Below are 22,263 nucleotides of genomic sequence, written 5' to 3'. Positions count from 1 at the left end.
GGGCTCGCGTTGCCCGAACGGTTGCCCTCTCGGCTGCCCCTGAGCGCTCACGCGCTGTAGCCAGGGCGCGGTTCACTGGAAGCGGCCGCTAGGAGGAGGGGGCCCGATGAGGTACGCGGACGCCGAGTTCACCCCAGAGGTCCGGGAACAGGCCCGGCACTCCCAGCCCTCCTCGACCCCTGCCCAGCCCGTCGGGCTGCTGGCGCTGCAGCGTGCTGTCGGCAACCGTGCGGTGACGCGGCTCGTGACGTCGCCGCCGCTGAAGGTCCAGCGTTGGTGGCCCTCGTCGTCCTCGGAGGAGAACCGTGAGGAGGACGCTGGTGAGAACGGGGCGCAGGACACGGGTCATGGCACTGGCCAGCACGCGGGCATGGACGCGGGTCAACAGGAGCAGGGCGGGGACGGTGACATCCGTGACGCCGGCGCGATCGCCGGGGTCGACACCCAGCCTGGTGACGCGGGGACCGGCGGAGGCGGTGGAGCCGGCCCGGGCGCGGCGGCGCCCTCGTGCGAGATAGACGTGCGGGCCACCCGGATCCGGGGCCTGGGCCCGCTGCCGATCTACCACCTGTTCGTGATCTACAAGGACCCGTCCGGGAAGCCGTTCTTCTTCCGTGGTGGCCCGAGCGGTCGGGGTGGACCGGGCGGCTACGGCTCCATCAAATGCGACCACGGTCCCTATACGCCCGGCACCGTGGACTGGGAGCCCGGAGCCCCGTCGACCACCGTCATGGCGGGCCCGGCCGCGTGCGGGAAGGACGCCTCGTTCGTGAGAGAGTTGAACCGAATCGACGCCGCGTCCATCCCTTACGCGCCGACCGGACCGAACAGTAACTCAGTCGTGCGTACGATCCTCAACAAGAGCGGTGTACCCGAGGACAAACCGGTGACGATCACCCCCGGGTGGGGCCAGATTCTGTGACGGAGCGCATCCATGGCCAGGATTCGGTGGAAGCGGATGAGGACCGCTGCCGAGGTGCGAGCCCGCCTGCTGGCGGAACTTCCGCCGGGGAGTGACGCATCGGCCATCCGGGCCTTCACTGCCGCCCAGCGCCTGGAGTGCTCGGACCTTGTGGGCGACGTCATCCGCTGCTCGGCCCCCGCGCGCGGCCGCTGGCCGCTGATCTCGGCGAAATGGCTGATCGAGTACCACCTGGCGGACGGCCGGCTCGCAGACATCACCGTCCGAGAGGGCCTCACCGGGCCCTGACCCGCACCGATCCGTCGGGATCAGGCGCTCTCGTACGCGACCCGTGCCTCCGCGATCCGCCCAGCGTGCTCGCGCGTCCATGCGCAGGCGCTGTCCAGGGGACCGAGGAGGGAGCGGCCGAGGTCCGTCAGGGCGTACTCGACACGCGGTGGGTTCTCGTCGTACGCGGTCCTGCTGACGAATCCGTCGCGCTCCATGGCACGCAAGGTTTCGGTGAGGACCTTCGGGGTGATCCAGTGCAGCGGCACCCGGAGTTCGGAGAAGCGGCGCGGCCCGCCCTCCAGGCAGCGCAGCACCACCGGGGGCCATTTGTCGCCCACCCGGATGGGCGGGCGGCGGTGGGCGCAGTCGGGATCGTCGAACATATCGGAGGTCAGCGGCGTGCTCATGGCCTCGACGGTAGCCCCGGTACCGTTGAAGTAACCAGGTGGTCCAGCCCTACATTCCCCGGCATGGACAACAACACGAGCAAGAACATCATCGTCTTCGGCGCGGGCGGACGGGTCGGCCGGGCCGCCGTCGCAGAGGCGGTGGCGCGCGGCCACCGGGTGACGGCGGTGGTCCGCGACCCTGCCAAGTACCCGGATCTGGGCGGCGGACGTATCGCGGTGGTACAGGGCGATGTCACGGATTCGGAATCGGTGGCGGCCCTTGCGGCGGGCCACTCGGCCGCGGTCAACGCGTCTGTGCGGCTCGACATGCCGTCGGCGGAATTCTTCACCGCGGCGGCGAAGGCCCTGGTCGAGGGACTGGCCGAGGCCGGGGTGGCGCGGCTGGTGACGCTGGGCATCGTCACGACGCTGGAGACGGCACCGGGCGTGCGCGTCATGGACGATCCCGAATTCCCAGCCGACTGGCGGCTGTTCGCGCAGGGACATGTGGCGGAGTACGAGGTGCTGAGCGCGGCCGGCCCGGAACTGGACTGGCTGATGGTGGTCCCGCCGCTGGACTTGAACGCCGATGCAAAGGCCACGGGCGGATACCGGACGGCCGTCGGGAAGGTCCTGGAGGGTCCCGGCCGGATCGCCCACGCGGACCTGGCCCTGGCACTGCTGGACGAGATCGAGCAGCCACGTCACAGCCGGACGCAATTGGCGGTGTCGTCGTAGGTGCCGCCCGGGGGTGTCCGGCGTTCAGCAATCATCTCCGCGCACGTGTCCCCGAGACCGCACAGCTCATCACCACGGAGATGGGCTCGCCGATCACCTTCTCGACCCAACTCCAGGCACCGGTCCCCGTGATGCTGCTGGACTTACCGCGAGCTACGGCCTGTCGGGAAGCGTCTGGACAGGCGACGTGAACCGGCCATGCGCATCGCTCGGCAAGTGCGTACGGGGACCTTGACGCTGAACGGGTACCGGATCGAGTTCGCCGCCCCGTTCGGCGGATACAAGGATCCGGGATCGGCCGCGAGTTCGGGCCCGAGGGCCTCAGCTCGTTCCTGGAGTACAAGACGATCAATTTGCCGGACGATCGGGTGCTGTGACCGGGAAAGGCCGGGGGTGGGCAGGCCGTGGCCTGGGACCGCTCTGCCGCCCCAGCGGATGCCTGTCTCGCTACGCTGGTGAGAACCAAGACAGGCCGGGATCTCGGGGGGCGGGCTGTGGTAGGTCGTTTGAGGCGGGCATATCGCGAGTGGCGTCGCCGCAGAGAGTGGCGCAGGCACCTGGCCTCCCTGGAGTCGTGGCTGATCGCTGCCGCGCACAAGGCTGTCTCCCAAGGCCTGTACGACGCGCAGGGCGCTCCCTCCGGACGCGCGTTCGTCGGGGTCCGGGACGTCCTCGCACAGGTCCGCCGCGACCTGCACCAACGGGCCTTCCTGGGTGCCTCTTTGGCAGTGAGATCCCGAGGGGGCAGCTGGGATGAGGCGTTCGACAAGGCGAGGGAAGACGAGCGGCGGGCGGACAACCTTGAGATCCCCGCCTGGACGGCTGCGGCAGCGCTACGGTGGCTTCTGGAAAGGCGCAAGCTCCCGATCGACACGGACGCCTACGATCCCGTCTACGACCGACCCGATCCCTAGCGTGCGTGCCGAACGACGCGAGCCTCTCTCGACGCGCTGCCGCCCAGAGTCGGTGGAACCGTCCTCGACGGCCGCGGCTCCGCGCCACTGCACCGGAGGACAGCAAGTCGCCCGGCCGTGCCATGAGTTGAGAGCTGTACGGTGCAATGGAGGCTGGGTTGGCAACTTCGGGAGGGGCGCGGGCTGATGGGAACGGGCGGACCGGAACAACCGGCGTGCACACCCAGCCGACAGGACGTCCTGAGAGTGCTGGAGGCGCTGCCCCTGCCTTCGCTCCCCTTCATGATCGCCGACAAGCTGGCCGCCCAGGGCGGCGGTGAGCTCTCCCCAAGCGACTCGCCGCCCGCCTCGGCCGCGACGGTGCTCCAGGTGCTGCGCGAACTGGAGAAGGACCACTTGGTCAAGGGATACACGCTGCGCCAGTGGGAGGGCCTGGGGGTCAGGATGCGGGACGCCGAGCGGGTCGTACTCGACATGCCGGATCCCCAGGAGCCCGCACACCTGACCACATTCTGGTGGTCGGTGAACAACTGGCGCGACGCCCAGGCGACCGCGATCAGGCAGGGCCGCGAAGCCGATCGCCGGAAGGCGGCCTCGCAGGCGGCCGAACAGGCCAGGCGGCGCAGCCCAGTGCGGGACGCGGTGGATTCGGTCCTTAAGGAACGCGAGAGGCTGTACAAGTCCCGCACCCCCTTCGACGGCCCCCAAGGCGGGTGACTGACTCACCGGCACAAGCCCAGGGGCTGGAGCCGCACCCTCGGCACCGGTCGATGACGGTCAGGGGCTGGGTTCGGGCGGCTGCACCAGGTTGAGTGCCGCCTCGCTGAAGGCGCGAACGCGGGCTGTCGCACCGTCGGCGGGCCATACCAGGCCCCACTCCACTGGCGCGGCGTCCTCGAAGGGGACATAGACGACGTCGGGGCGGGCGAAGTAGCGCCTTGTGTGGGCGCCGACGGCGAAGACCCCCTCCCCGGCGCCCACGAGCGTCAGCGTCTCGTTGAACGTCGTGGCCGACGGACCCAGTGCGATCGGTCTCCCAGCGGGGGTGCGGCGCGGCGCGCGGTCCTCGCGCAGGGATTCCGGCAGCGTCTCGGAAATCCGCAGCACGGTCACGCGAGCCAGATCTTCGACGGAGACCGTCGCGCGGCGGGCGAACGGATGCCCTGCCGGCACGGCGAGCATGCGTGCCTCCCGTACCAGGACCGGCCCCATCACGATGCCCTCCTCGTGCATCGGATAACAGGTCAGCGCGGTGTCCACCTCGCCGCTGCGCAGCCACGGCAGGACTTCCGGCAGGTGCGCCTCTTTGATCTGGACCTGGCAGTCGGGGTGCCGGGTGCGGAACGCCTGCGTGGCCCCGACCAGCAGCTGGCCCGCCGCCGGCCCGGTGAAGGCGACCCGCAGCAGCCCGGTCAGCCCCCGCCCCGCGTCGACGGCCCGCTCGAACGCGTCGGTGATCCGGGACCAGGCGGGGCGTGTCTCCTCATACAGCTGTCGTCCCACCGGGGACAGCTCCACCCGGCGGCTGGTGCGGTTGAACAACGGGACGCCGATGCGGCGCTCCAGCTTGGCGATGATCTGACTGACCCGGGCCGTGGAGACGCGGAGCCGCTCGGCGGAGCGGCCGAAGTGCAGCTCCTCGGCGAGCGTCAGGAACGCCTCCAGCTCGTGCCGCTCCAGCATCCCCGCACCCTCCCATCGTTAATCGAGGCTTCACGATCGTTGCGCAGGTGCGCATTGATGCCCTATCCGGACCCAATCAGGATCAGAGGCGTTGAAAGGCCACCTCACCTGTACAGGAGAACATCATGTACGTCACCCGCGACCGCGCCCTGACCACCCCCGCGCACGACACCGCCGCGGCCGTCGCGGAACTCAGGGACCGGGCGGAGATCACCGACGCGCTCTACCGCTTCGGCCTGGGCCAGGACCTCAAGGACGCGGAGCTGTTCGCCTCGGCCTTCGCCGCCGACGCCGAGCTGGACTTCCGCCCGGCCGCCTCCAAGTGGGGGGCCAGGCCGCCGCTGATGTCCGGACGCGACACCATCGTCACCACCATTCTGGCCATGTTCACCGGCCGGGTGGACACCACACACCAGATCACCAACACGCGGATCACGATCGATGGCGACACCGCCCGGCTCACCGCCCTGGTGGAGGCCCAGCACCTGCTCATCGCCGACCCGGCCGCACACGCGCTGCTGAAGAACCCCTACGACGTCGACCTGGTCCGCGACGGCGACCGCTGGGTCATCCGCCGGCTCCGTATCGACAACACCTGGTACACCGGCGAACCCGCCGTGATCTTCGGTTGACACCCGCCCTGCGCAACCGCACGAAGGGCCCTCTTGGTCCGGAGACCTCATGGGCCCTCTCGACTCCCTGCACAACCCTCCTAATCTCCTGGAAAGGGCACGACATGAAGATCGCGGTGACCGGCGGACAGCCGGTACTGACCCGTCACGCCGAGGCCGAGACCTGTGCCGACCCCAGCAGTGTGATGACGCTGCTCGCCGACTCGGACAGCACCGCCGACGGCTTCACCAGCTACCGGTCCACGTTCGCCAAGGGGGCCGTGGGGGCACCCGCCCACTTCCACACCAAGGCGACGGAGCTGTTCTTCGTGATCAGCGGGTCCCTCCGGGTGCTGGTGGGGGAGGAGGTCACCGTCCTGGAGGCGGGCGACTTCCTGGCCGTGCCGCCCCACACCCCGCACGCCTTCGCCGCGGCGCCCGGCTGCGAGGCGGACGTGCTGTTCGTGTTCACGCCGGGCATGGGCCGGTTCGACTACCTGCGCCTGCTCGGCCGGGTGATGCGAGGCGAAGCCGACGGAGGGGAGATCGCCGCCTCCGCGGAGCGGTTCGACAACCACTACGTCGACAGCCCCGTCTGGCGGGCCGCCCTGGAGGTCTCGGCGTGATCGACCCCACCGTCCCGGTCCGGGTGGCCCGGCCCTCGCGGGACCTCGCCGCCGCCGAACGCTTCTACGTGGACGGCCTCGGCCTGGCCGTCCTGTGGCGCACGACCGAGCGCGTTCCGGGCGAGCACGACCTGCTGATGGTCGGCCCGCCCGGCGCCGCCTGGCATTTCGAGCTGACGCACGACCCGCAGCGGCCACTGGAGCCGACCCCGACGGCGGACGATCTGTTCGTCGTCTACCTCGGCGAGCCGGCGGACGAGTCCCTGATCGACCGCCTGGTCGCCGTCGGCGGTACCCGCGTTCCGGCACACAACCCGTACTGGGACGAGCACGGTGTGACGATCGCCGACCCGGACGGCTACCGCCTGGTGCTGTGCTCCCGCACCTGGGCCTGAGCGGCGTCCGAGCGGATCACGAACGCGGCCGGAGCCGGATCGCGGCGACGGTGACGGGCTCTCGGGCATCGCTGGAGAGGCCGTCGTCCACGCGTACCCGCAACCGTCCTTTTTTGGGAACACCCGACAAAGTCGGTGCGGACAATGTCGGGTGGCCGGGACCGGTGCCGCAAGACGATGAGGGCATGGATGACACGACCTTGGTATCCCGCTTCCTCCGCGACGGCTTCGTGAAGCTGGAGGGCGCCGTCGCGCCGCGCGTGGCTGCGGACTGCGCGCGGCTGCTGTGGCGAGAGACGGGCTGCGCCCCGGACGATCCGGCGACGTGGACGCAGCCCGTGCACTGGGTGGCCGGCATGGCGCAGGGCCCGTTCGCCGCCGCACCCAACTCCCCGGCCCTGCATGACGCGTACGATCTGCTCGTCGGCGCGGGACGCTGGGAGCCGCGCTACTCGCTGGGCACGTTCCCGCTGCGCTTCCCGCACGAGGCGGAGCCTGGCGACGCGGGCTGGCACATCGAGGGGAGCTACCTGCCGGAGGGCGAGAGCTGGTACTTCACCAATCTGCGCTCCCAGGGCCGGGCCTTGCTGATGCTCTTCTTGTTCAGCGAGGTCGGCGAGGAGGACGCCCCGACCCGGATCCGGGTCGGCTCACACCTCGACGTGCCGAAGGTGCTGGAGAAGTACGGGGAGGACGGGGCGAGCGGGCTGGCCCTCGCACCCGATCTGGTGGCGGCGTCCGATCACCGGCCACTCGCCCTCGCCACCGGGTCCCCGGGCGACGTCTTCCTGTGCCATCCGTTCCTGGTGCACGCGGCGCAACCGCACCACGGGGCACGGCCGCGCTTCATGGCCCAACCGCCGCTGCTGCCGGCCGCGCCGTACGAGCTGGAGCGGGCCGACGGCGCCTACTCACCCGTGGAGATAGCGATCCGTCGCGGTCTGGGACAGGAGACCCCCGGCCCGGACGGGGACGGCACCGACTGCGGCGCCTGTCGCTGAAGGCTCGACTCCCAAGGTCGATTGCCCGGGGGAGCACGGGCTGGGCAGGGACAGTGGCATGGCGCGACGACGGCTCAGCGGCTACCGGCAGCGACCTTGGGCCGGCGGGCGTAGGGAGGCCACACCGATGGCACGCCCGGTCGGCAGGCGTCGGTCAGCGCCGCGACCACGTGATGTCGGCGACCGACGAGAGGAAGTCCTCGGCGTCGAAGACCTCCCCTGGGGCGCGCATCCCACAGGCCGTGCCGCTCGGCAGTGTCCGGCCCGCGAGGACCCGGACGGCGGCCTCGGCGACCACCGGCGCGGTCACCGCGTAGATGTCCCGACCGACCGCGGACACGGCGCGGCGCTCGGCCCCACGCGTGACCACGACGTCGATCAGCCACGACTGCGCCGAACGGCCGTCCTCGGACACGGCGGTGGGCGCCGGCGTGCCCGGATCCCGCAGGTCGGCCAGCGGGGCCTCGTTCATGAACGCCCGGACGTCCGGGGCCTTCAGGTGCCGCGAGATGGTGATCTGGTCGGCTGTCCCCAGCGCGCGCACCGGCTGCTTGCCGGCCGGCGCGGGGAAGTCCCAGTCGGTCAGGACGTTCTGGTTGTCGGCGGACGGCACCAGCCGACCGCCGCTCACCGTCACCCGCTTGCCCGCGCTGCGCGCCCCGGCCTTGCGGGTGCCGGCCGTCGGGTGCCAGCTGTCGAGTGCGAACGCCACCGAGATGTCGTCCGCGGCCGTCCAGTCGCCCATCGCCGCGGTGGCCAGCAGGTCCGGCAGCCCCCCGAAGAATCCCAGTGCGGGCAGGAACAGCAGACCGCTGTCTGCCAGCCGGTCCCGGTAGGTCTCGAAGCTGTGGCGGGTGACCGGCTGCTCGCCGGTGATGTCGATGTAGTGGATGCCGGCGCGCAGGGCCGCCTCGATCAGCGGCGGGGTGGTGTCGCCGAACGGGCCCGCGGCGTTGACGACCAGCACGGCGCCCGCCAGCAGCGCGTCCAGGGACGCGGGGTCGTCGACGGTGGCGACGTGGGTGCGGGCGTCGGGGTGGATCTCGGCCAGGGCGCTCATGCGTTCCGGGTCGCGGCCGCCGAGCGCGAGACCGAAGCCGCGCTTGTGGAACTCGTCGATGAGGAAGCGGGCCGTGTGGCCGTAGGCGCCGAAGATCGCGACAGTCTGCTGCGGTGTGTTCGTGTTCATGGCATCGATCCTGGGCCCCGCGGCCCGCCCGCACGAGTGTCGGAAAGGACGCCACCCGTACACTTCCGGACATGGCTTTGGTGGCGATGCCCGTCTACGACGGGGCGATGCTCTTCGAGGCGGCCATCGCCCTGGAGATCTTCGGCATGGACCGCCCACACCTGGCAGACCCCTGGTACGAGTTCGCCGTCTGCGGACCGCGGGACGCCCGGCTGGGTGGCTGGCTGCGAGTCGACAGCCCGCGGGGGCTCGACGTACTCGCCCACGCCGACACCGTGATCGTGCCGTCCTGCGACGACATCGAGGCCGACCCGCCCGAAGACCTGCTGGACGCGCTGCGTGACGCCTACCGGCGCGGCGCCCGTATCGCCTCACTGTGCACCGGCTCGTTCGTCCTCGCCGCCGCCGGACTGCTGGACGGGCGCGAGGCCGCCACACACTGGCTGCACGCGCCCCGGCTCGCGGAGCGCTACCCGCACATACGCGTCAACGCCGACGTCCTCTACACCCACGACGAGCAGATCCTCACCGCCGCGGGTAAGGCCGCCGCCCTGGACCTCAGCCTCCACCTGGTGCGCCTCGACCACGGCACCGCGGTCGCCAACGCGCTCGCCCGCACCCTGGTGGTGCCGCCGCACCGCGCCGGCGGTCAGGCCCAGTACATCGCCGCCCCCGTCCCGGTTCGGAGCGGTGACGGATTCGCCGACCTCCAGGACTGGGCTCTGGACCGGCTGCACGAGCCCTTGACCGTACAGGAGTTGGCCGCCCGCGCGGGCATGAGCACCCGGCACCTGACGCGGCTCTTCCACCAGAGCACCGGCCTGACCCCGCTGCGCTGGCTGCACGCTCAGCGCATCAGGCGCGCGCAGGAACTCCTGGAGACCACCGACACGGCCGTCGAACGGATCGCCGTGCACACCGGCATGGGCACGGCGACCACCCTGCGCCGGCACTTCAGCCGCGCGGTGGGAGTGCCCCCGGACACCTACCGGCGCACCTTCCGCGGCCAGAACAGCTCATGACCCGTCGGCCCGAGGCCGACTGATGTCATCGGCAGACGGTCCCCCGACAGGCACCTGAGCGCCCCGGACGAAGGCGGCGTCGCCCTGCATGAGGGAGCGGATTGCCCGGCGTGAGCGTCGGGCGTGCCCGGTGCGAGAATCACCACCATGCCCTTCGCACAGGCGGCCGACGGTGCCGCGCTCTACTACGAGGTCCGTGGCGCCGGCGAGCCGCTGATTCTGCTGAGCGGGCAGGCCAACGACCACCGTTGGTGGGACTCGGTGCGGGCCGGCTTCGAAGCGGAGTTCACCACCGTCGTCATGGATTACCGCGGCACCGGGTCCAGCGACCGGCCCGACACCGACACCTACAGCACGCCAGGGTTCGCCCGCGATGTGCTGGCAGTCCTCGACCACGCCGGGATCGGACGGGCTCACGTCTATGGCACGTCCATGGGCGGCCGGGTCGCGCAGTGGGTCGCCGCAGACCACCCCGGCCGCGTCGACCGCCTCGTGCTGGGCTGCACCTCTCCCGGAGGGCCGCACGGCGTCGAGCGCGGGCCGGAGGTGCGACGGGCGCTGGCGCAGTCCGACGCGGACGCCGCTCGCCGCGCCCTGCGTGAACTCATGTACACGCCCGGCTGGCTCGCCGGGCATGACGGACCGTTCCACACACTCGGCGACTCCACGATGCCCGCCCACGCCCGCCGCCGGCATCTGCGGGCCAGTGCCCGGCACGATGCCTGGGACGCACTGCCGCGGATCACCGCGCCGACGCTCGTCGTCCACGGCACCGATGACCTGTTCAACCCCACCGCCAACGCGCCGCTGCTCGCCGACCGCATTCCGGGCGCGCGGATGCGCCTCATCCCTCGCGCCCGGCACGCCTATTTCGAGGAGTTCGCCGGCATCGCCACGCCGCTGGTGCTCGCGTTCCTCTCCGACGGCGACGACCAGACGATCGGTGGGTCGCGAACGGGGGCACTCGGCTAGGGGCGCTCCGCCTGGTCGCTCGGCGGAACGTGTGGCAACTGCCCTGGAAGGGGCCGAGCCCCCGAGTGCTGGGGCCGCGGTCGGCTGCTCCCTGAGCCCTCCCGTCCGTCCGCCGGCTCCTACGGACGGTCGCCGAGCGAGACCAGGAGGCGGCGGAGGAGTCCGGCGAGCTGGTCGCACTCCTGGTCCGTGAGACCGGAGAGCTGCTGCCGTTCGTTGGCGAGGTGGACTTCGGCGAGGTCGTTGACCAGGCGCAGGCCCTTGTCGGTGAGGGAGATGAGCATGCGGCGCCGGTGGTCGGGGTCGAGCGCGCGGTCGACGAGGCCCTTCTCGACCAGCCGGTCGATGCGATTGGTCAGGGCGGCGGAGCTGACCATCGCCGCGCTGCTGAGCGCCCCCGCGCTGAGCGGGGAGCCGGAGCGCAAGAGGGTGGCCAGCACGTCGAATTCCCAGGGCTCGACGCCGTGGGCGGCGAAGGTGTCCTTGACGGTGCGTTCGAGGAGTCGCGAGGCGCGGGAGAGACGGCCGACGACTGCCATGGGGGAGGGGTCCAGGTCGGGTCGGACGGTCTGCCACTGCTTGATGATCACGTCGACGCCGTCGCGCGGTTCCTGATCGGTCATACGGAGAAGCCTAACATTTCCACGTCGAACTATTTGACGCCACGCGATCCCTCTGTCTATAGTTTCGACATCGAAATTTTCGACCTAGGGGGTTACCGTGAAGATCCTGCTCATCGGCGCGAACGGCTACATCGGATCGGCCGTCGCCGCCCACCTCTCCGAGGCCGGCCACCACATCGTCGCGCTCAGCCGCACCCCAGGGAGCAAGGCGGGCCGTCCGTACGAGGAGCGCCCAGGCGACCTCGCCGATCCGCGGTCGCTCACCCGGGCCGTGACGCCCGACATCGACGCCGTGGTCCACCTCGCGACCCCGACCGGCGACCAGGCCGTGGACGCCGCCGCGGTCGACGCGCTGACCGCTCCGCTGCGCGGCACCGGCCGGGCGTTCGTCTACACCAGCGGCGTCTGGGTGCTGGGGGCCACCGGCGCCGAACCGGCCGGCGAGGACGCCCCCGTCGATCCGCTGCCGATCGTCGGCTACCGGCCGCGGATCGAGCGCCAGGTCCTCGCGGCCGCCGAGGACGGCGTGCGCGCCGTGGTGATCCGCCCGAGTATCGTGCACGGCCGAGGCGGCGGCATCCCGGCCCTGCTGGTGAACCTGGCCCGCGAGCACGGCGAGCCGAAGTTCATCGGCGAGGCGTCCGTCCGCTGGCCGATGGTGCACATCGACGACCTCGCCGACCTCTTCACCCTCGCGGTGGAGCGGGCCGAGGCGGGCACCGTCTGGCACGGCGTCACCGAGCCGGCAGTCCCCGTCGCCGAGCTGGCCGCCGCGGCCGGACGCGCCGCCGGCGTCCTCACCCCGCCGGTTACCTGGCCGCTGGACCAGGCCCGCGAAGCCCTCGGCGCGGACTTCGCCGACGCACTCGCCCTCGACCAGACCGTCAGTGGGCAAGCCGCCCGCGACGCGCTCGACTGGCGGCCTCGGCGGCCCGGCGCCATCGCCGAGCTCCTGACCGGCTCCTACCGCACATACCCGGTCTTCGGCACCCCCGATCCCGCCACCCGCCAAGAGGACATCCAGGCGATCGCCGAGCTGGTCGCCGAGGTCGAACGCACCCAGCAGAACGAGCTGCCCGCAGCGTTCATGGACCTCTTCCGCACCGAAGACCCGGTCTGGACCACCGGCTTCGGCAAGCGCCTCTCCGGCTGGCAGGAGATCAGCACCTTCACCCACAAGGTACTGCCCGGTGCCATGACCGAGGTCACCGCTTCGTACGACGTCGAGCGCATCCTCTTCATCCGCCCGGACGTGGCCGCCGTCAACGTCCGCCAGCGGCCGATCCACCCCGGCGGGAACGCGGCCGACGGCCTCCCCGAAGGCAGGCCCTTCTACATCCTCGCGAAGGACGCCGACGGCACCTGGCGGATCGCCGCCGCACAGAACACCCAGGTCGCCACCGACGCGTAGCACCCGGCGCGGACGGCCCCGAGCCGTCCGCGCCCACCCGTCGGATCGCAGCGTACTCATCGGTCCACCAGCGGAGGCGTGCCGCACCGCTCCGGCTACTCCCCGAGGAGCCGCAGCCCGTACCGATCGGTCAGCTCGGCGATCCACTCGTCCGAGAACCCCAGCCCGTACCGCTCACCCAGCCCGGTGCGGAGCCGGACGAACTCCTCCGGCCCGCTCGCCGGCTCCGCGAGCGCGCCCAGCTCCCTGAAGAACCCCTCGAAACCGGCGGGGCAGAGGATCTCCAGGATCCTCGCCGGGTCCGGTCCGGCATTCCAGAAGGTGTGCAGGATGCCCCGCGGCTTGAGGATGTAAGAACCAGGACCCGCCGTCGCCTCCTGGTCACCCACTCGCGCACCGACCCGGCCTTCGAGGACGTAGGAGTACTCGTCCTCCCGGCTGTGGATGTGCGGCGGCACCAGACGGCCCGGCTCGATCGGATGCTCCACGATCGAGAACCGGCCACCGGTCTCCTCGGCCCGGATCTTGAAGTCGACCCCGAGCCCCATCAGCCAGATCGACGTGCCCTCGTCCGGCCCGATCACAAAGCGCCCAGCCCCCATGGCGCCCTCCCACGCAGTCCGTCCGTCGGTTCGGTGCTCCTCTTCCACCGTAAAGCCCGGCCCCCGCCGGGCGCCCCTCGCGGCGGCGGCCACCCCGGCATGAGATGCGCAGGACCCTCGCCACCGGCCAACCCCACCAGAAGCCCAGCCACCACAAGGTCGGCCGCGCGGACCCCGATGCTCATCCGGCCGTATCCGGCGGCACGACCATGCCTGACGTGAGAGGGGTCGGGATCGGTGTGAGACTGGGCGCGGAAGGGGTGATCCCGGTGTCTGACCCCCCGCAGGCGTCCGCCGGTTCCGACGCCGCCGTCGACGAGGGTCGGCTGGAAGAGCTGATCATCGAGGCGCAGACGGCCCTGCCGTTCGAACTGTCCGCCCTGGCGAACCGGTGCGCTTCGGCTCTCGGCCTGGACACCGCGCGGATCTACCTCGTGGACCTGCAACAACGGCTGCTCATCCCGCTCGACGAGTCCTTGGAGCCGCTGTCGGTGTCCGACTCGTCGGCCGGCTGGGCGTACCGCACCGTTTCCCCACGGGTGGCCGACGCCGACGACGGCGTGATCGTCTGGATGCCTCTGGTCGACGGTGCGGAGCGGCTGGGCGTGCTGGCGGTGCGGACCGCTGCGCTGGACGGGGTACGGTTGCGCCGCAGCAGGATGCTGGCCCATCTGTTCGCCATGCTGATCACCTCCAAGCGTGCCTACAGCGACTGGCTGGCCGCCCGCACCCGCACCACGGCCATGCGGTTGCCCGCCGAGATGCTGCGGGCTTTCCTGCCACCCCACACCGTCGGCAGCCGCAGGTGTGTCTCGACCGCGGTCCTGGAACCCGCCTACGACATCGCCGGCGACGCCTTCGACCACTCGGTGGTCAAGAACGTGCTGCACACCATGATCCTCGACTCCATGGGCCACGATCTGGCCTCCGGCCTGACCACGTCGGTCGCCATGGCGGCGGCGCGGAACACCCGCCGCGGCGGTGGCGACCTGGCCGACGTCGTCGGCTCCGTCGACCAGGCGCTCGCCCAGTGGCTGCCCGACCATTTCTGCACCGGGGTGGTGTGTCGGCTCGATGCGGTCACCGGGGTGCTGCGCTGGGTCAACTGCGGTCACCCTCCGCCGCTGCTGATCCGATCCGAGCGGGTGGTCGACGGGGCGCTGGACAGCCCCCCGCAGCCCCCGATCGGCCTGGCCGGCCAACTCGCCCCGGCGGCCCGGCAAGTCCACGAGACGACGCTGGAACCGGGCGACCACGTCCTGCTCTACACCGACGGCGTGGTGGAGGCACGCGACGCGAACGGCGCGGAGTTCGGCCTCGACCGGTTCACCGACTTCATCATCCGCTTCTCCGCCGCCGGCCAGCGTCCGGCCGAGGTGCTGCGGCTGCTCATCCACGCCCTCCTCGACCACCAGCGCAACCAACTGCGGGACGACGCGACCATCCTGCTCTTCGAATGGCGCCCGCAGCACCGGTGAAGCGGTATTGCCCCGAGCACGCGGACGACAAGAACTGTCCACAGCGGACAATGCGGTGATCAGGACTCCGCGCCGACCAGCGGCATGACTGAGATCACACGATCTCCCGCCGGGCACGTACCAGAGATGCCTGATGATTGCGTGTATGCGCACTGAATACGACCCGGCCCTGCTCGACCGGACCGCGGTCTATCGCCTGCTGACGTCGACCGTCGTGCCCCGGCCGATCGCGTGGGTGTCGACCGTTTCCGCCGAGGGTGTCGACAACCTCGCTCCCCATTCCTTCTTCACCATCTCCTCGATCACGCCGCCCATCGTGCAGTTCACCTCGGTCGGCCGGAAGGACTCGCTGCGCAACGTCGAGGCGACCGGGCAGTTCGTGGTCAATCTCGCCCCCGAACCGCTCCTTGAGAAGATCAACGAGACCGCCACGGATTTCCCGCCCGAGGTGAGCGAGTTCGACGCTGTAGGAGTCGAGCGTGAACCGGGTATGCGGGTGAAGGCTCCGCGCGTGGCCGGCTCCCCGGTGGCTCTGGAGTGCGAGCTGCACAGCACCCTTCTGCTCGGTGACTCGACCGTGGTCTTCGGACGGGTGGTGCACTTCGCGGTCGACGACGCCGTTCTGGACCAGGGCCATCCGGAGATCACGCGGCTGCGGCCTCTCACGCGCCTGGGCAAGGACGAGTGGGGCACGCTCGGCGAGATCCGCGACCTGCGCCGCGTCCCCTACGCTGACTGGTCCACGTCGAACTGAGCGCTTTGGGTGGGTAGGAGTGGTCGCGTGTACGAGCTGCTCAAGAACATCCTCGATGCCATCGCCAACCTGGCACCCACGGCAGCTGCTTCGCGGCGTGACGCTAAACAGCGGAAACTGGGCGCCCATTTGTTCACGATCTATCTGGCCGCCTACGAAATTGTGTGGCGCGGCGACCGCATAGTCGAACTGCTTCAGCGAGCAAGTGCGGGATTCTCTGATGGAATCAGAAGCAAAGAGTTCCATGACTTGCTGAATGCGCAGGCAGCTGCGATATCCAAGCTGGATAGCGATATCTTCGAATACGGCGATTGTCTGGCCGTACTAGACCCCGAATCCTTTGGGGACTTTCGACGCCTCATGGAAGGAAAGTTTCGGAGGGTCACAGCTCTCACGGAACTTTCAAAGACTCTTGGTAGAGGCGCCCTTCCGCGAGTGTCGGAGCGACCCGAGGTCGACCCTCGCGTACCCGGAACACGCAGCCCCGGACACGGCGCCCGACAGCTCATCAACCTGCTGACACCAGGCCCCACATGGGAAGAACTGCCACAACTCGATTCACTTGAAGATGGGCCCGCGCTCTATGCATTGATCGACAGATACCTCCGCGAGGTAAACCCGCGTGCTGAGCTTCAACACACCAAAGAGGCGCTCGGGAGAATCCGTGAAGAACTGGATCAGCACTTCACCGTCAGCGACATCCTGCTGGAGCTGTCTCGGCAGAGGCAAACTGGGCGACCACCGCGGACTATCTGGAGTCGATAATCACCACATAGGCGATCCGTGGCGATCGCCTCAGGACAACCGAATGCTCCGGCCACCCGTATCCGGCGGACCGCCGTACAGTGCGCCGCCGGACAAAGGGCACGGAAACCGAGTTGGTCGGCAGCGAACAGCCGGCCACCGCCGCACAGGCATCCGCCAATCGCATGAACTTACCGAGCCACAAAGGAGTGAACATGCCGACAATGGTGGATACGCCTAACGTGCAAGCATGAGTACAGACGACGGCTGCGTTCCCTTCCCAGGTTCCGAGTGGTTCAAAAGTGAGCCGAACAGCCCGATCATCAAAATGATGGCAATGCGCCTGGTCGAAGAGGGATGCTCCGAATATGGCCCGGCCGGCCCACCCTCGGCCCACCCTCTCAGCGGAGATCAGTGGACGAAATACCACCGCGACTCCTACGCCATGTGGCAGCGGAAGCTCGGGTACCAGGGTGCGGACGCGGACGGCTGGCCGGGAGCAAAGTCCTGGGCCAAGCTCCGGGTGCCCTATCCGGAGTGACGGCCACTCAACGCGCTGAGCTGCCGGGTGGCGTCCTCTCAAGACTTCAGCCTGAACAACCCGGTGAACCAATGCGGTCACGGCACGGGGGTGGGCGGCCGTCGGTCCGCGGCCGTACCGGCAGAGATCCAATGGGACGGGGTGGACGCCCCGCCGGCCCGTCCGTCCGACGGTGCGCCCAGGATGGCATGCGCACGAAGATTGCCCGGTTTGCGTGAATTGTCATCCTGTGGGAGGGCGGCTAGCGTGGCAGGAGTAAGCCTCGTCTGCTCCGCGGAGGCCGTTATGACCCGGCTCACCGATCACGCCGTCGGCTCGCTCAGGGAGCGGATCAGGGGAGACGTCCTCGGACCGGAGCATCCTGAGTACGACGCCGCCCGCTCCGTGGCCAACGGAGCCATCGACCACCGCCCTGCCCTGCTGGTCCGCTGCGTCGAGCCCGCGGATGTCGCCGCCGCACTCTCCTTCTCCCGCGACGAGCACCTCGAGGTGTCCGTGCGCGGTGGGGGGCACAACCCGGCGGGTGCCGCCGTCTGCCCCGACGGGCTGGTCGTCGACCTGACCGCGATGCACGCCGTCACGGTCGACCCCGAGGCCCGCACCGCCCGCTGCGGCGGCGGAGCCACCCTCGCCCAGCTCGACGCCGCCACCCAGGCGCACGGCCTCGCCGTGCCGGCCGGCACCATCAGCCACACGGGCATCGGCGGCCTGGCCCTGGGCGGTGGCATGGGCTGGCTCACCCGCCAGCACGGACTGACCGTCGACAATCTGCTGGGCGCCGAGGTGGTGCTGGCCAACGGCACCCTGGTGCACGCGTCGGCGGAGGAGAACCCGGACCTGTTCTGGGCGCTGCGCGGCGGCGGTGGGAACTTCGGGGTGGTCACGGCCTTCGACTTCCGGCTGCACGCGGTCGGGCCCGAGGTGCACGTCGGTGTCTTCTTCTGGGACATTTCGGTGGGCCGCGAGGCGATGGAACTGATCCGCGAGGTGGTTCCGGCGCTGCCACCGAGGCACAGTGTGCTGGTCGGCATCGGGCTGAACGCCCCGCCAGAGCCCTTCGTACCGGTCGAGCACCGCGGCAAGCTCGGCCACGCACTGATCATCGGCGGCTTCGGCAGCGCGGAGGAGCACGCCGCCGCGGCCGCCCTGCTGGACGGTGGGCCACCGAGGCTCTTCGAGATGCGGACCCCGCTGCCCTACACCCAACTGCAGAGCATGCTCGACGACTCCTCGCCGTACGGGATCCTCGACTACGAGAAGGGGATCCCCATCACGGAGTTGAGCGACGACGTGATCGCGCTGCTGAACGAGTACCTGCGGCGCAAGACCTCGCCGCTGACGTTCTGCCCGACCTTCCGGCTGGACGGCGCCTTCACCGAGGTCGACGAGGACGCCACGGCCTACGGAAGCCCGCGCGAACCCGGCTACATGATGGCCCTCACCGCCCTCACCTTCGACCCGGAGGAGCTGGTGGCCGACACCGCCTGGGTCAGGGCGCTGTGGACCGAGCTGCTGCCGCACGCGGTCGGTCCCGGTGGCTACGTCAACTTCATGACCGAGATCGAGGAGGACCGCGTCCGGGCGTCCTACGGACCGGAGAAGTACCAGCGGCTGGCCCGGATCAAGTCCAAGTACGACCCGGAGAACGTCTTCCACCGGAACGCCAACGTCGCCCCCGTCGCGGCCTGACACACCCTCACGCACGAGAAACCGCACTCGCCGACCTGGCGACGGATGACCGGTGGGAGACGGAGGCCGCGACCGCGGAGGAGCGCTCGTTCGCGGCGCTGCTCCCGCGCTGCGCGTGCCACCCAGCCGCCGCGCCGGCAGCCGGCGCCGGCCACCCGTGCCGCGCGACGGCGCGCACGTGCTCCGCCCTGTGGGACCTGACCTGCCTGGCGCGATCCGCCGAGAATGATCGTTTGCAGGGCAGGCCTTCGGGTGAGGATTCTGTCGATGGTGTTGACGGCTTCGCGGACTGCCTGGGCGGTGCGGTGGCAAGTCGGCCCAAGAGGCCAGTGGTGCCGGGCGACCGGCCGCTCGATGACGAGAAGAAGGATTCATGAAGTACCGCAAGCTGGGCGACAACGGCCCCGAGGTGTCCGCGATCGGCCTGGGCTGCATGGGCATGTCCATCGCCTACGGCGTGCCGGATGAGGAGGAGTCCCAGCACACGCTGGATCGCGCCCTTGAGATGGGCGTCACCCTGCTGGACACCGCGGATGCCTACGGGCAGGGCGGCAACGAGGAGTTGGTCGGTCGCTGGCTCCGTCGGCACGCTCGCGAGCGGGACCGGGTGGTCGTGGCGACCAAGTTCGGGCTGCGCCATGACGCGGCCACGGGCCGGGTCGGCGACGTCGACACCTCCGCCGACTACGTTCCCCTCGCCTGCCGGGCCTCACTGCGCCGCTTGGGTGTTGAGCACATCGACCTCTACTACGCGCATCGCCGCAACCCCGCCACGCCTGTCGAGGAGACGGTCGGCGCCATGGCCAAGCTGGTGGAGGCCGGGCTGGTCCGCCACATCGGGCTGAGCGAGGTCAGTCCCGCCACACTGCGCAGGGCCCATGCCGTCCACCCGGTCAGCGCGATACAGGTGGAGTACTCCCTCTTCACCCGCAACGTGGTGGAGGGTGAACTGCTCGCCACCTGCCGGGAACTGGGCATCGCCGTCGTGGCCTACTCGCCGCTCGGGCGCGGCATGCTCACCGGAGCGCTCTCCTCTCGCGAGGACCTGGTCCCGCACGACAACCGGCGGCGCTGGCCGCGGTTCGCCGACGAGAACATCCAGCACAACCTGGCGCTCGTGCAGGCCGTACAGGATGTCGCCGAACGGATCGGCTGCTCGCCGGCCCAGGCCGCGCTGGCCTGGCTGCTCGCCCAGGGCGAGGACATCGTGCCCATCCCCGGCACCAAGCGCCGCCGCTACCTGCAGGAGAACGCCGCCGCCGTGGCGCTGTCCCTGACCGAGGCCGACCGTGATCTGCTGCGGCAAGCCGTGCCTGAGGAAGCGGTGGCGGGTGAGCGCTATCCGGAACAAGCTTTGGAGCGGCTGGGGCACTGAGGCAGCCGGATTCACCAAGCCTGCGGGCGGCGCGGCCTGTCCAGGGTGGCTGTGGGCCGCAGCGCCGAGAGGTCCTGACCTGCGGGGCCTTACGCCGGCGGCCGGGTGAGTTTGACGGCCACGGCGTCGAGGACCCAGTCCAGGCCGGTGGCGAAGGATGCCTCGGCGTCCACGTCCGTGCCGTCGTACACGGCCTTGGCCAGCGCCGGGTAGCGGCCGGTGGCCAGCATTTTCGTCACATGAGGGCCGGAGGCCCGCTGCCACTCGTGCTTGGACAGGCCGGTGGCGCGCTCGGCCCGCAGGTTCGCGATCTCGCGCCTGATCGCGCCGATGAAGTAGGCGCTGACGGTCTCCACGGCGCGCATGACGGTGTCGATGTCGGCGAGGTCGTCGAAGGCGGCCAGCGTGGCCTCGGTCACGGCAAGGCCGTTCGGCCCCAGGGCCGGGCGACCGCCGAGCAGGTCGGCCAGCCATTCGTGACGGAGAGCGGCCTGCCTGGTGCGCTGGGCGAGGGTGCGCAACGCCTCCCGCCAGTCACCGGGCTGCTCCTCGGGGCGGATCTCGGCCTGGACCTCGTCCACCATGAGGTCGAACAGCTCCTCCTTGGTGGAGATGTATCTGTACAGCCGCATCGGGCCGGCGTCCAGGCGGGCGGCGACCTTGCGCAAGGACACCGCCTCCAGCCCGCCCTCGTCGGCCAGCGCGATGGCGGCGGCGACGATCCGCTCCCGGTCGAGCGGCACGGGTTGAGTCGGCGGCTCCGGCCGGTCCCAGACAGTCATGGTGACACCGTACCCTTGTGATACAGCGTCATGAAGCAATACGGTGTATCGATATGAGACACCGCATAGCAGTGGTCGGGAGCGGTCCTGCCGGTCTTGCCTTCGCCCGCGTCCTGCACCGCCATGATCACCCCGTCACCGTCCTCGAACGTGATCCCGCCTCCGACGCCCGCCCCCCGGGCGGCACGCTGGACCTCCATGAGGGCCTGGGCCAGCGCGCACTGGACAAGGCGGGGCTGCTGGCGGAGTTCCAGGCGCTGTCCCGTCCCGAGGGGCAGGCCATGCGCATCCTGGACACGGACGGGACCGTCCTGCGCGACTGGCGACCCCGCCCAGGCGACCGGGCCAATCCCGAGATCGACCGATGGCAACTCCGTGATCTGCTGCTCGGCCCTCTCGACGTCCAGTGGGGGCGGGGCGTGACGCAGGTGGTGCCGGGAACCCGGGACGGCGTACTGGTCCACTTCGCGGACGGGCGGCAGGAGACGTTCGACCTCGTGGTCGGCGCGGACGGCGCCTGGTCCCGGACCCGCCCGGCGGTCTCGCCGGTGACGCCGCGCTACACCGGCGTCACCATGGTCGAGACCTCCCTGGACGACATCGACACCCGCCACCCCGACCTCGCCCGGTTGATCGGCGACGGCTCCGTGGCCGTGTACGGCGTGAACCGAGCTCTCGTCGCCCAGCGCAACAGCGGCGGCCACGTCAAGGCGTACGCCCAGTTCCGCGCGCCGCTGGACTGGCACACCAACCTGGACCTGGCCGACGTCGAGGCCGTGCGATCGAGCCTGCTGGCTCTCTTCGACGGCTGGTCCGCTCCCGTCCTGGACCTTCTCCGCCGCGCCACCGCCTTCGTCCACCGCCCCCTCTACGTCCTGCCCGTGTCCCACACCTGGACCCACGTCTCCGGGGTGACGCTCCTGGGCGACGCCGCCCATCTGATGCCCCCGCTGGGGGCAGGCGCGAACCTCGCGATGCTGGAAGGCGCCGAACTCGCCGAGTCCATCGCCGCCGGCCCCGGAGATCTGGACGCGGCCGTCCGCGCCTTCGAGGAACAGATGTGGGCCCGGGCCGGCCGGTGGGCGAAGATCACGATGGCCGGTCTGGAACGCCTCGTGAGCCCGGACCCGGCCGAAGCCCTCGCCCTCTTCGACCAGGTCCAGCCGTCCTGACCGCCAAGGGAGGACGAGGGAGCGTTCGGTGTGCTCGCCGGCCCTGATCCCCTCCAGCGCCTCGGCCGCATCCCGCGCTGGAACAGGTCGTTCAGGACGGATGTCCCGGCCGCCCAGGAAGATCACGTCGGGGTCGTCTCGGACGCCCCGCCACGCTCTCGTCTTGAGCTTTGGCGTCAAGGCGAACCGTGATCTGCTGACGAAGATCGCAGATCAGGACTGAAACGAGAACGGGTCAGCGCCCCGCGAGGTGCCGGGATGACTCGAAGGCGGGGCGGGGGACGGCCCGGGCCTCCTCGGTGACCGTCATGCGGACTGGCGGGGGAGCCGTCGTCGGGTGGCGAGGAGCATGGGTAGCTT

The 22,263-nt window shown here is 70.3% G+C and carries 24 protein-coding genes and 1 pseudogene; 19 read left to right on the top strand and 6 right to left on the bottom strand.

Annotated elements, in window-relative coordinates:
- The first annotated feature begins 106 nt into the window (after nucleotides 1-106).
- Together AC4BDD_RS00835 and AC4BDD_RS00830 are read left to right on the top strand one after the other, a co-directional pair.
- Nucleotides 107-922 carry a hypothetical protein gene (locus AC4BDD_RS00835; RefSeq protein ID WP_490688997.1) on the top strand — a complete coding sequence of 272 codons (816 nt, stop codon included), beginning with the start codon at nucleotides 107-109 and terminating at the stop codon, nucleotides 920-922.
- A gap of 12 nt (nucleotides 923-934) precedes the next feature.
- Nucleotides 935-1,210, top strand: coding sequence for a hypothetical protein (locus AC4BDD_RS00830; RefSeq protein ID WP_490688996.1), 276 nt, complete (start codon nucleotides 935-937; stop codon nucleotides 1,208-1,210).
- A gap of 20 nt (nucleotides 1,211-1,230) precedes the next feature.
- Here the strand turns inward: AC4BDD_RS00830 and AC4BDD_RS00825 are convergent, their stop codons facing one another.
- Nucleotides 1,231-1,599, bottom strand: coding sequence for a winged helix-turn-helix transcriptional regulator (locus AC4BDD_RS00825; RefSeq protein WP_490688995.1), 369 nt, complete (start codon nucleotides 1,597-1,599; stop codon nucleotides 1,231-1,233).
- A 63-nt stretch (nucleotides 1,600-1,662) separates the two neighbouring features.
- Here AC4BDD_RS00825 and AC4BDD_RS00820 point away from each other — a divergent pair, with 63 nt between their 5' ends.
- The 3 genes and pseudogenes from AC4BDD_RS00820 (at nucleotide 1,663) to AC4BDD_RS00810 (ending at nucleotide 3,950) form a co-directional block, all read left to right on the top strand.
- Nucleotides 1,663-2,319, top strand: coding sequence for an NAD(P)-dependent oxidoreductase (locus AC4BDD_RS00820; RefSeq protein WP_490688994.1), 657 nt, complete (start codon nucleotides 1,663-1,665; stop codon nucleotides 2,317-2,319).
- A 148-nt stretch (nucleotides 2,320-2,467) separates the two neighbouring features.
- A pseudogene (locus AC4BDD_RS00815) lies at nucleotides 2,468-2,696 on the top strand (aldehyde dehydrogenase family protein); the annotation flags it as partial.
- 819 nt (nucleotides 2,697-3,515) lie between these two features.
- The gene (locus AC4BDD_RS00810; protein ID WP_490688993.1) at nucleotides 3,516-3,950 is read left to right on the top strand and encodes a hypothetical protein; all 435 of its coding nucleotides are present in this window, start codon (nucleotides 3,516-3,518) and stop codon (nucleotides 3,948-3,950) included.
- A gap of 60 nt (nucleotides 3,951-4,010) precedes the next feature.
- Here the strand turns inward: AC4BDD_RS00810 and AC4BDD_RS00805 are convergent, their stop codons facing one another.
- Nucleotides 4,011-4,916: a LysR family transcriptional regulator gene (locus AC4BDD_RS00805; protein WP_490688992.1), complete on the bottom strand. Its 906-nt coding sequence runs from the start codon at nucleotides 4,914-4,916 to the stop codon at nucleotides 4,011-4,013.
- 125 nt (nucleotides 4,917-5,041) lie between these two features.
- Between AC4BDD_RS00805 and AC4BDD_RS00800 the strand changes: the two genes are divergently transcribed.
- The 4 genes from AC4BDD_RS00800 to AC4BDD_RS00785 all read left to right on the top strand — a co-directional run bounded on the left by AC4BDD_RS00800 (nucleotide 5,042) and on the right by AC4BDD_RS00785 (nucleotide 7,549).
- Nucleotides 5,042-5,548, top strand: a complete 507-nt coding sequence (locus AC4BDD_RS00800) for a nuclear transport factor 2 family protein (RefSeq protein WP_490688991.1) — start codon at nucleotides 5,042-5,044, stop codon at nucleotides 5,546-5,548.
- 104 nt (nucleotides 5,549-5,652) lie between these two features.
- Nucleotides 5,653-6,153, top strand: coding sequence for a cupin domain-containing protein (locus tag AC4BDD_RS00795; RefSeq protein ID WP_490688990.1), 501 nt, complete (start codon nucleotides 5,653-5,655; stop codon nucleotides 6,151-6,153).
- A complete protein-coding gene (locus tag AC4BDD_RS00790) occupies nucleotides 6,150-6,548 on the top strand; it encodes a VOC family protein (RefSeq protein WP_490688989.1) in 399 nt (132 codons plus the stop codon). Before AC4BDD_RS00795 ends, AC4BDD_RS00790 begins: the two co-directional genes overlap by 4 nt.
- A gap of 185 nt (nucleotides 6,549-6,733) precedes the next feature.
- Nucleotides 6,734-7,549, top strand: a complete 816-nt coding sequence (locus AC4BDD_RS00785) for a phytanoyl-CoA dioxygenase family protein (RefSeq protein WP_490688988.1) — start codon at nucleotides 6,734-6,736, stop codon at nucleotides 7,547-7,549.
- 154 nt (nucleotides 7,550-7,703) lie between these two features.
- Here AC4BDD_RS00785 and AC4BDD_RS00780 read toward each other — a convergent pair whose 3' ends face one another.
- Nucleotides 7,704-8,738, bottom strand: coding sequence for a saccharopine dehydrogenase family protein (locus AC4BDD_RS00780; RefSeq protein ID WP_490688987.1), 1,035 nt, complete (start codon nucleotides 8,736-8,738; stop codon nucleotides 7,704-7,706).
- A gap of 71 nt (nucleotides 8,739-8,809) precedes the next feature.
- Between AC4BDD_RS00780 and AC4BDD_RS00775 the strand changes: the two genes are divergently transcribed.
- Both AC4BDD_RS00775 and AC4BDD_RS00770 read left to right on the top strand, forming a co-directional pair.
- Nucleotides 8,810-9,760 (top strand): helix-turn-helix domain-containing protein, encoded by a 951-nt coding sequence (locus tag AC4BDD_RS00775; RefSeq protein ID WP_490688986.1) that lies wholly within the window; start codon nucleotides 8,810-8,812, stop codon nucleotides 9,758-9,760.
- A 147-nt stretch (nucleotides 9,761-9,907) separates the two neighbouring features.
- Nucleotides 9,908-10,732 carry an alpha/beta fold hydrolase gene (locus AC4BDD_RS00770; RefSeq protein WP_490688985.1) on the top strand — a complete coding sequence of 275 codons (825 nt, stop codon included), beginning with the start codon at nucleotides 9,908-9,910 and terminating at the stop codon, nucleotides 10,730-10,732.
- Nucleotides 10,733-10,851: 119 nt separating this feature from the next.
- Here AC4BDD_RS00770 and AC4BDD_RS00765 read toward each other — a convergent pair whose 3' ends face one another.
- Nucleotides 10,852-11,355: a MarR family winged helix-turn-helix transcriptional regulator gene (locus tag AC4BDD_RS00765; protein ID WP_490688984.1), complete on the bottom strand. Its 504-nt coding sequence runs from the start codon at nucleotides 11,353-11,355 to the stop codon at nucleotides 10,852-10,854.
- Between the two features lie 97 nt (nucleotides 11,356-11,452).
- Between AC4BDD_RS00765 and AC4BDD_RS00760 the strand changes: the two genes are divergently transcribed.
- On the top strand, nucleotides 11,453-12,766 hold the full coding sequence (locus AC4BDD_RS00760) for an SgcJ/EcaC family oxidoreductase (protein WP_490688983.1): 1,314 nt from the start codon (nucleotides 11,453-11,455) through the stop codon (nucleotides 12,764-12,766).
- A 95-nt stretch (nucleotides 12,767-12,861) separates the two neighbouring features.
- Here AC4BDD_RS00760 and AC4BDD_RS00755 read toward each other — a convergent pair whose 3' ends face one another.
- The gene (locus tag AC4BDD_RS00755; RefSeq protein WP_490688982.1) at nucleotides 12,862-13,368 is read right to left on the bottom strand and encodes a cupin domain-containing protein; all 507 of its coding nucleotides are present in this window, start codon (nucleotides 13,366-13,368) and stop codon (nucleotides 12,862-12,864) included.
- Nucleotides 13,369-13,577: 209 nt separating this feature from the next.
- On the opposite strand from AC4BDD_RS00755, the gene AC4BDD_RS00750 reads away from it, so the two are divergent.
- From AC4BDD_RS00750 to AC4BDD_RS00725, 6 genes are all read left to right on the top strand, one after another.
- Nucleotides 13,578-14,846, top strand: a complete 1,269-nt coding sequence (locus AC4BDD_RS00750; RefSeq protein WP_490688981.1) for a PP2C family protein-serine/threonine phosphatase — start codon at nucleotides 13,578-13,580, stop codon at nucleotides 14,844-14,846.
- Nucleotides 14,847-14,991: 145 nt separating this feature from the next.
- A complete protein-coding gene (locus AC4BDD_RS00745) occupies nucleotides 14,992-15,600 on the top strand; it encodes a flavin reductase family protein (protein ID WP_490688980.1) in 609 nt (202 codons plus the stop codon).
- 27 nt (nucleotides 15,601-15,627) lie between these two features.
- Nucleotides 15,628-16,365 carry a hypothetical protein gene (locus AC4BDD_RS00740; RefSeq protein WP_490688979.1) on the top strand — a complete coding sequence of 246 codons (738 nt, stop codon included), beginning with the start codon at nucleotides 15,628-15,630 and terminating at the stop codon, nucleotides 16,363-16,365.
- A 316-nt stretch (nucleotides 16,366-16,681) separates the two neighbouring features.
- The gene (locus AC4BDD_RS00735) at nucleotides 16,682-16,885 is read left to right on the top strand and encodes a hypothetical protein (protein WP_490688978.1); all 204 of its coding nucleotides are present in this window, start codon (nucleotides 16,682-16,684) and stop codon (nucleotides 16,883-16,885) included.
- Between the two features lie 285 nt (nucleotides 16,886-17,170).
- A complete protein-coding gene (locus AC4BDD_RS00730) occupies nucleotides 17,171-18,574 on the top strand; it encodes an FAD-binding oxidoreductase (protein ID WP_490688977.1) in 1,404 nt (467 codons plus the stop codon).
- Between the two features lie 373 nt (nucleotides 18,575-18,947).
- Nucleotides 18,948-19,949, top strand: coding sequence for an aldo/keto reductase (locus AC4BDD_RS00725; protein ID WP_490688976.1), 1,002 nt, complete (start codon nucleotides 18,948-18,950; stop codon nucleotides 19,947-19,949).
- An 89-nt stretch (nucleotides 19,950-20,038) separates the two neighbouring features.
- Here the strand turns inward: AC4BDD_RS00725 and AC4BDD_RS00720 are convergent, their stop codons facing one another.
- On the bottom strand, nucleotides 20,039-20,731 hold the full coding sequence (locus tag AC4BDD_RS00720) for a TetR/AcrR family transcriptional regulator (protein WP_490688975.1): 693 nt from the start codon (nucleotides 20,729-20,731) through the stop codon (nucleotides 20,039-20,041).
- Nucleotides 20,732-20,784: 53 nt separating this feature from the next.
- Between AC4BDD_RS00720 and AC4BDD_RS00715 the strand changes: the two genes are divergently transcribed.
- On the top strand, nucleotides 20,785-21,903 hold the full coding sequence (locus tag AC4BDD_RS00715) for an FAD-dependent oxidoreductase (protein WP_490688974.1): 1,119 nt from the start codon (nucleotides 20,785-20,787) through the stop codon (nucleotides 21,901-21,903).
- Nucleotides 21,904-22,263: the final 360 nt, after the last annotated feature.

Source organism: Streptomyces sp. JLBT605 (assembly GCF_058215555.1).
Note: the sequence above shows the minus strand (reverse complement) of the source record. Positions and strands in the feature narration are given on the sequence as shown.

Excerpts from the sequence above, each read along its gene's own strand:
- AC4BDD_RS00785 (WP_490688988.1), top strand. The coding sequence starts at position 6,734 with ATGGATGACACGACCTTGGTATCCCGCTTCCTCCGCGACGGCTTCGTG.
- AC4BDD_RS00795 (WP_490688990.1), top strand. The coding sequence starts at position 5,653 with ATGAAGATCGCGGTGACCGGCGGACAGCCGGTACTGACCCGTCACGCC.
- AC4BDD_RS00765 (WP_490688984.1), bottom strand. The coding sequence starts at position 11,355 with ATGACCGATCAGGAACCGCGCGACGGCGTCGACGTGATCATCAAGCAG.
- AC4BDD_RS00720 (WP_490688975.1), bottom strand. The coding sequence starts at position 20,731 with ATGACTGTCTGGGACCGGCCGGAGCCGCCGACTCAACCCGTGCCGCTC.
- AC4BDD_RS00750 (WP_490688981.1), top strand. The coding sequence starts at position 13,578 with ATGCCTGACGTGAGAGGGGTCGGGATCGGTGTGAGACTGGGCGCGGAA.
- AC4BDD_RS00735 (WP_490688978.1), top strand. The coding sequence starts at position 16,682 with ATGCGCCTGGTCGAAGAGGGATGCTCCGAATATGGCCCGGCCGGCCCA.
- AC4BDD_RS00820 (WP_490688994.1), top strand. The coding sequence starts at position 1,663 with ATGGACAACAACACGAGCAAGAACATCATCGTCTTCGGCGCGGGCGGA.
- AC4BDD_RS00800 (WP_490688991.1), top strand. The coding sequence starts at position 5,042 with ATGTACGTCACCCGCGACCGCGCCCTGACCACCCCCGCGCACGACACC.
- AC4BDD_RS00745 (WP_490688980.1), top strand. The coding sequence starts at position 14,992 with ATGCGCACTGAATACGACCCGGCCCTGCTCGACCGGACCGCGGTCTAT.
- AC4BDD_RS00755 (WP_490688982.1), bottom strand. The coding sequence starts at position 13,368 with ATGGGGGCTGGGCGCTTTGTGATCGGGCCGGACGAGGGCACGTCGATC.
- AC4BDD_RS00805 (WP_490688992.1), bottom strand. The coding sequence starts at position 4,916 with ATGCTGGAGCGGCACGAGCTGGAGGCGTTCCTGACGCTCGCCGAGGAG.
- AC4BDD_RS00730 (WP_490688977.1), top strand. The coding sequence starts at position 17,171 with ATGACCCGGCTCACCGATCACGCCGTCGGCTCGCTCAGGGAGCGGATC.
- AC4BDD_RS00775 (WP_490688986.1), top strand. The coding sequence starts at position 8,810 with ATGGCTTTGGTGGCGATGCCCGTCTACGACGGGGCGATGCTCTTCGAG.
- AC4BDD_RS00810 (WP_490688993.1), top strand. The coding sequence starts at position 3,516 with ATGATCGCCGACAAGCTGGCCGCCCAGGGCGGCGGTGAGCTCTCCCCA.
- AC4BDD_RS00770 (WP_490688985.1), top strand. The coding sequence starts at position 9,908 with ATGCCCTTCGCACAGGCGGCCGACGGTGCCGCGCTCTACTACGAGGTC.
- AC4BDD_RS00715 (WP_490688974.1), top strand. The coding sequence starts at position 20,785 with ATGAGACACCGCATAGCAGTGGTCGGGAGCGGTCCTGCCGGTCTTGCC.
- AC4BDD_RS00825 (WP_490688995.1), bottom strand. The coding sequence starts at position 1,599 with ATGAGCACGCCGCTGACCTCCGATATGTTCGACGATCCCGACTGCGCC.
- AC4BDD_RS00835 (WP_490688997.1), top strand. The coding sequence starts at position 107 with ATGAGGTACGCGGACGCCGAGTTCACCCCAGAGGTCCGGGAACAGGCC.
- AC4BDD_RS00725 (WP_490688976.1), top strand. The coding sequence starts at position 18,948 with ATGAAGTACCGCAAGCTGGGCGACAACGGCCCCGAGGTGTCCGCGATC.
- AC4BDD_RS00830 (WP_490688996.1), top strand. The coding sequence starts at position 935 with ATGGCCAGGATTCGGTGGAAGCGGATGAGGACCGCTGCCGAGGTGCGA.
- AC4BDD_RS00780 (WP_490688987.1), bottom strand. The coding sequence starts at position 8,738 with ATGAACACGAACACACCGCAGCAGACTGTCGCGATCTTCGGCGCCTAC.